General features: G+C 39.6%; 4 protein-coding genes. 2 read left to right on the forward strand and 2 right to left on the reverse strand.

Annotated features, from left to right (window positions below):
• Positions 1 to 613: 613 nt before the first annotated feature.
• Entirely contained in the window at positions 614 to 1,654 is a 1,041-nt protein-coding gene (locus B4H32_RS05310; RefSeq protein WP_004757833.1) for an ABC transporter substrate-binding protein, read from the reverse strand.
• Entirely contained in the window at positions 1,655 to 2,257 is a 603-nt protein-coding gene (locus B4H32_RS05315) for an ANTAR domain-containing response regulator (protein ID WP_286800573.1), read from the reverse strand.
• An 879-nt stretch (positions 2,258 to 3,136) separates the two neighbouring features.
• Between B4H32_RS05315 and nirB the strand changes: the two genes are divergently transcribed.
• Both nirB and nirD read left to right on the forward strand, forming a co-directional pair.
• Complete coding sequence (gene nirB / locus B4H32_RS05320; RefSeq protein ID WP_004769522.1) at positions 3,137 to 5,683, forward strand: nitrite reductase large subunit NirB; 2,547 nt, start codon at positions 3,137 to 3,139, stop codon at positions 5,681 to 5,683.
• An 11-nt stretch (positions 5,684 to 5,694) separates the two neighbouring features.
• Positions 5,695 to 6,235: nitrite reductase small subunit NirD (gene nirD, locus B4H32_RS05325; RefSeq protein ID WP_286800583.1), on the forward strand; the 541-nt coding region annotated here is incomplete at its 3' end.

Below are 6,235 nucleotides of genomic sequence, written 5' to 3' on the forward strand. Positions count from 1 at the left end.
GGCACAAAATTCTGCAATTTTTTTATAATTTATTTTAATCTATGAAGAAAGTTGCATACCAAGCATGCTGCATATAATGAAAACTTTGCAAGGAATTGGCAATGTTAAAATATGACAAATTTTAGGGTGTTGTGCTTTTTCATTATTTTAAACTGAATTGCCACTTTTCGTTCATGGGATTTGTGTAACTCAATGGTCAAAATCGCCAAATGATGATTTTTAAACTACATGCAAACTCATCATAAATTTCAACCAGCATGTACGATTTTGATTCAATAAGGATTAATTTTTATCTTAATTTATTGTTTTTATTTATTTTAGTTGAAATATATTGTTTTGGATTAATTTATATGGATAGCATCTGTATTAGGTTTGGAACAGGCACAAAAGGTTTTAAAAGAAGTGATTGTTCGTTGTATAGCTTTAAAAAATTTAGAGTTGGCAAAAATGATGATTTTTTCATTTCGGGATGGCTGCTAATGACATAAAAATGTCCGAAAAAGATAACCTTTGTTAATTAAGATGGTGAGTACTTAAGAGATTACTTTTGATTGGCGTAATCTCTTATGGGTCTTTCAATGCTGTCTTTAATTTTAAAGACAGCTTTTTTTGCCTATTGTTTGATGGTCTGTAATGCGATGTGATGTATATCAAGCAACAAACAGTTTTGAGCCTGATGAGTAACAAACGTCACGTCCTGATCAGAACCATTCCATTTCTGCATTTGTTGAAACAGCCATTCAAAGTCACTGAGCTTGGGTTCAGCACTGTCTTGGACAAAATTCCGAACAATATTTTGAATGGTATAGTATTTTTCGACATGCACTTCTGTAGAGCAGTTAAACTGAATCACATCAAACTCAATCAGCAACTGCCATATAGGCGCAAAATCTTCTAATTCCCGAAGTTCCTGCTGTGCCTTTAGAATGGCACCAGTTAATGCAACCAAAGTATTTGGATGCTGTTGTGCCCATTCCTGGGTCACGGCTAAAACCTTATCTGCCACATTTGGAATAATATCTTGGCTTGAACAGACAATATGGCTCAGTCCTTGCAGCTCAGCTTGTGTATTCCACGGTTCTCCCACACAGAAACCATCAACCAGATGATTGCTCAAGGCTTCAACCATATATGGTGGGGGCAGTGTTTTCATTGAAATTGACTGGGCCAGTTCTGGATCGGCCAGTGCCAGCCATTCCCTTAAACAGTAATGATGAATGGAATGTTTAAACACATGGGCTAAGGAAACAGTAAGATTTTGTTTGATATGGCTGAGTAGTTTTTTTGCAGATGTCTCGGCAGAATCGTGTTTTTGAATATCAAGCTTATAACAGAGTTTTTGGCTTAAACTTATAAATGCACGATTTTCACTCAATATCAAAGGGGTTTGTAAGGCAATACCAATTTGGTCTGCGCCAACCGCAGCAGCAGGTAACATGGCAGATAAACAATGCGCTGCATCCAACAGCCCAAAGGCAAGGCGATCACGTAAACTTGCCCAGGATGCTTCTTTCACCAGTGTTACATCCAGCCCAGCGTCATCAAAAAAACCACGATGTTTTGCCCAAAGTAGTGCAATACAATCAAGCAAAGGAATATAGCCAAGCTGTAATTCGGTTTTTTCCACTTTTTCTAATTCGACTAAATGACTCATCTATTCATCCTTTAGCTGGCTATTTAATTGATTGCTCAAAAGTTGTTGTGCATCGAGTAAACGGCGTGCCATTTCTCCAATAGTCATGCGATGGCTCATGGCGTTTTTGCGCAGTAATTGAAAGGCGGTATCTTCCGTTAAGCCATGCAACTGCATCAGTAACGCTTTGGCCTTTTCAATGTCTTTACGATCAGCCAGTTTAGTTTTGGCATCCTTTAAATCGGATTCTAGTTTTTTATGCTTTTTATATTGCTCAATGGAAATATCTAAAATGGTATGCAAACGACTCGGGTCAAGTCCATCTACGATATAAGCGGTAATGCCTGCATCAATGGCCTGTTTAATTGTTTCTTTATCGGTATTTTTGGTAAACAGGACAGTGGGCAGGTCAAAATTACTGACACAACTCTCAATTACATCACGATGAGGGTGATCCATATCAAGCAAAATAACATCTGCTTGAAGATGTTCTAATTTAAAAACATTGAGGTGATCTAAAGTCAAACTAGCAACGACATCGAAGTCATGTTGAATTAAACATGTTTTAATGTATTCAGCTCGAGCCTGATCATCATCTATGAGTGCAATTTTAAGTTTCGGCATAAGTGTACAGGGTCAACAGTAGATAGTTGCACATTTTAGGTCGTGCTAGGAGTAGATCTTATGGGCATTTCAACTGCGAAATATGAAAGATCCTATAATTTTTTAAGCAAAATTAATGCCATAAAGTATGTTTTTAATTGTCTTATTCGGTGCAATTGCTCTCTAACTTATATGGTTTATGCGCTTTATTGTATCGCTACCTCTCTATTCAAGAAATGAAAATCTGTATTTAGCTATGGAAAATAAGTTTGTGTTCGTTTTTAGTGCATAAAAAGAGTTATTTTAAAGCAGGGTGAATTGTGCTTTAAAACAGGTCAGTGCCTGCTAAGACGGTATGAGAATCCATTGGTCTATCTACCGATATTTATTTTATATCTATAAAGTTTATAAAAAACAAAGGTTAATATTAATTGTGTAAATGTGTTGTGTAAGTTGGCACAGCATTTGCTAATTATTCTGTAAGTCGAAGATGACTTTTTAAAATTGTAAGACGGCCAACGATGTCCGATCTGATCGGTTTGTTTACACAAGTGAATTGTGTCAGCAAAGCAGTATACGTTCAGTATGGGAGATGGCAATGTCTTTTTTATCTACAAATAAAGTAATCGTAAGCCTACTTAAAATTTTAGTTCCAGCGTCGCGAGCTCGCTCAACAGGGCGGCTCGCTTTTTTATCTGTTCTGGTGCCAGCTGCACATTATTCAATTTCGCAAAACATTTCCAGTACTTTATCCGAATTACATGCCATGCAAATGCAAGCAATGGCGTGTGGATAAATTCTGCCTTGGTTTTGCAAATCCTTATACCAGATATATCAGCAACAACAGGAACGCAAGCAACCGCTAGCTGAATAAATAGAGAAGAATTGAGGAGAGACACAATGAAATTAGTGATGATTGGTCACGGTATGGTGGGGCACAAATTCATCGAAGCCATTCTGGAGAAAGCTGATGATAAACTGGAAATTACGATTCTTGCCGAAGAGCCACGTATTGCATACGACCGTGTACATTTGACTGAATATTTTTCAGGTAAATCAGCGAAAGATTTATCACTTGCTCGTTTCGATTTTGCCGATGCTCATGGTATCGATTTAAGACTAAACACCAAAGCCATTGCCATTGATACCGCTGCGCAAACGGTCACTACGAGTTTGGGCGATGTGCTTCACTACGACAAACTTGTACTGGCAACTGGTTCATATGCTTTCGTTCCGCCAATTGTAGGTAATGATCGTGAAAATTGCTTTGTATATCGTACCATCGAAGATTTAGACGCGATCCGTGCTGCAAGCTTAAATGCCAAGTCGGGTGTTGTAATTGGTGGTGGCTTGCTTGGTTTGGAAGCAGCGAAAGCCTTACGTGATTTAAATTTAGAAACCCATGTCGTTGAGTTTGCACCTCGTTTAATGGCGGTTCAGATTGATGATTTAGGCGGTAAAGTATTACGCCGTAAAATCGAAAACTTAGGTGTAAAAGTTCATACGCAAAAAGCCACTTCATCTATTGAAGCGGGAGAAAGCGCAACGCATGTGATGAAGTTTGCCGATGGTAGCGAGCTTGAAACAGACATCATTCTATTCTCAGCAGGTATTCGCCCACGTGATGAATTAGCTCGTTCAAGTGGTTTAGCACTTGGGGAGCGTGGCGGTATCAAGATCAATGATTACTGCCAAACCTCTGATGAAAATATTTACGCAATTGGTGAATGTGCGCTTTGGGACAATAAAATCTATGGTCTCGTTGCGCCAGGCTATGACATGGCGCGTATTGCAGCCAAGCATATCTTAGCTGAAGAAACACATTGTTTCGCTGGTGCTGATATGAGCACGAAGTTGAAATTGATGGGTGTAGATGTGGCATCGGTTGGTGATGCACATGGCATGACTCCAAACTCCCTCAGCTATTTCTATGCTGATGAAGATGCATTGGTTTATAAGAAAATCGTTGTAGATGCAGATAAAACCAAATTACTGGGTGCAGTACTGGTTGGTGATGCAAAAGAATATAACGATCTTCTGCAAATGATGCTGAATGGTATCGCATTGCCAGAAACACCTGAAAGCTTAATCATGCCAGGATTTGCTGATTCTGGTGCGAAAGCGGGTGGTAGTGGTGTTGATTTACTTCCAGACAGCGCAACGATTTGTTCATGTAACAACGTATCGAAAGCAGATATTTGCCAAGCGATTTGTGATGGTTCCACATCTTTAGGTGCTTTAAAGAAATGTACTAAAGCAGCAACTGCATGTGGTGGTTGTGCGCCATTAGTTACTCAAGTTTTAAAGTCTGAGTTACAACGTCAAGGTGTAACGGTTAATAACCATGTATGCGAACACTTCCCATACTCACGCCAAGAGATTTATCACTTGGTCCGTGTCAATCAAATCAAGACCTTTGATGACCTCATTCATCAACATGGTCACGGTTTAGGTTGTGATATTTGTAAACCGATGGCAGCGAACATTTTGGCATCATGCTGGAATGACTTTGTATTGGAGCCAACGCACGCAGGTCTACAAGACAGTAATGACTACTACTTAGGAAATATCCAAAAGGATGGTTCATACTCTGTTGTACCGCGTATGGCAGGTGGTGAAGTCACGCCAGATGGTTTGATTGCTGTAGGTCAAATTGCTAAAAAATATAACCTGTATACCAAAATTACAGGTGGTCAACGCGTTGATTTATTTGGTGCACAACTGCACGAGCTACCATTTATTTGGGAAGAGTTGAATGCAGCAGGCTTCGAGTCAGGTCATGCTTACGGTAAATCATTACGTACAGTGAAATCATGTGTAGGTAGCACGTGGTGCCGTTATGGCGTAGATGATTCTGTTGGTTTAGCGATTGAATTAGAAAATCGCTACAAAGGCTTACGCTCACCGCACAAACTAAAAATGGCTGTGTCGGGTTGTACGCGTGAGTGTGCTGAAGCACAAGGCAAAGATGTTGGTGTAATTGCGACAGAAAAAGGCTGGAACCTATATGTGTGTGGTAATGGTGGAATGAAACCACGCCATGCAGAGCTTTTAGCTTCTGATCTAGATACTGAAACTTTGATTCGTTATATCGACCGCTTCTTTATGTTCTATATCCAAACTGCGGATCGTTTACAACGTACGAGTGTATGGCGTGACAACATGGAAGGTGGTTTAGATTATCTCAAAGCTGTGATTGTTGATGATTCGCTTGGTCTTGCAGAGGAACTTGAAAATCGCATGGCACATGTCATTGGAACGTATCAAGACGAATGGCGTACTGCGGTAGAGAATCCTGAGATTCGTAAACGCTTCCAAACTTACATTAATGCAAGCGCTGAAGAGCAAGCTGATCCATATATTCAATTTACTGAAGTGCGTGATCAAATCCGTCCATTAAATGAAGCTGAACGTTCAGTTGTTCGTATCCCGATGGTAGAAGCATAAGGAGAATCAAAATGACAAATTTAAAAGACATGAGTATGCTTCCAGAAAATCAATGGGTCGATGTATGTAACCTTGATGACATCACGCCAAATACAGGTGTAGGTGCACTTATTGCGGGTCAATCCGTTGCTTTATTCCGCGTAGGGAGCGAAAAACGTATTTATGCATTAAGCAATAAAGATCCATTCAGCCAAGCAAATGTGATGGCGCGCGGTATTATTGGTGATTTGCAAGGTGAGCGCGTGATTGCATCACCTATTTACAAACAACATTTTAGTTTGGCGACTGGACGTTGCTTAGAAGATAAAGATCAAAAACTATTGGTTTTCCCGACTAAAATTGAAAATGGTCGTGTTTGGGTCGGAGCCGTACCACAAAAAACTTATATTACCAATAATGGAATTTCACAAGAGAAGTTAAAGCTTGTTCTGATTGGTAATGGTTTGGCTGGAATGCGCTGTCTAGAAGATTTACTCGACATGGCACCTGATCGTTATGATGTGACGGTGATTGGTGAAGAGCCTTGGGGTAACTATAACCGTATCATGCTTT

This window comes from Acinetobacter sp. UBA2063 (genome assembly GCF_002333245.1).
Taxonomy (GTDB): Bacteria; Pseudomonadota; Gammaproteobacteria; order Pseudomonadales; family Moraxellaceae; genus Acinetobacter; species Acinetobacter parvus.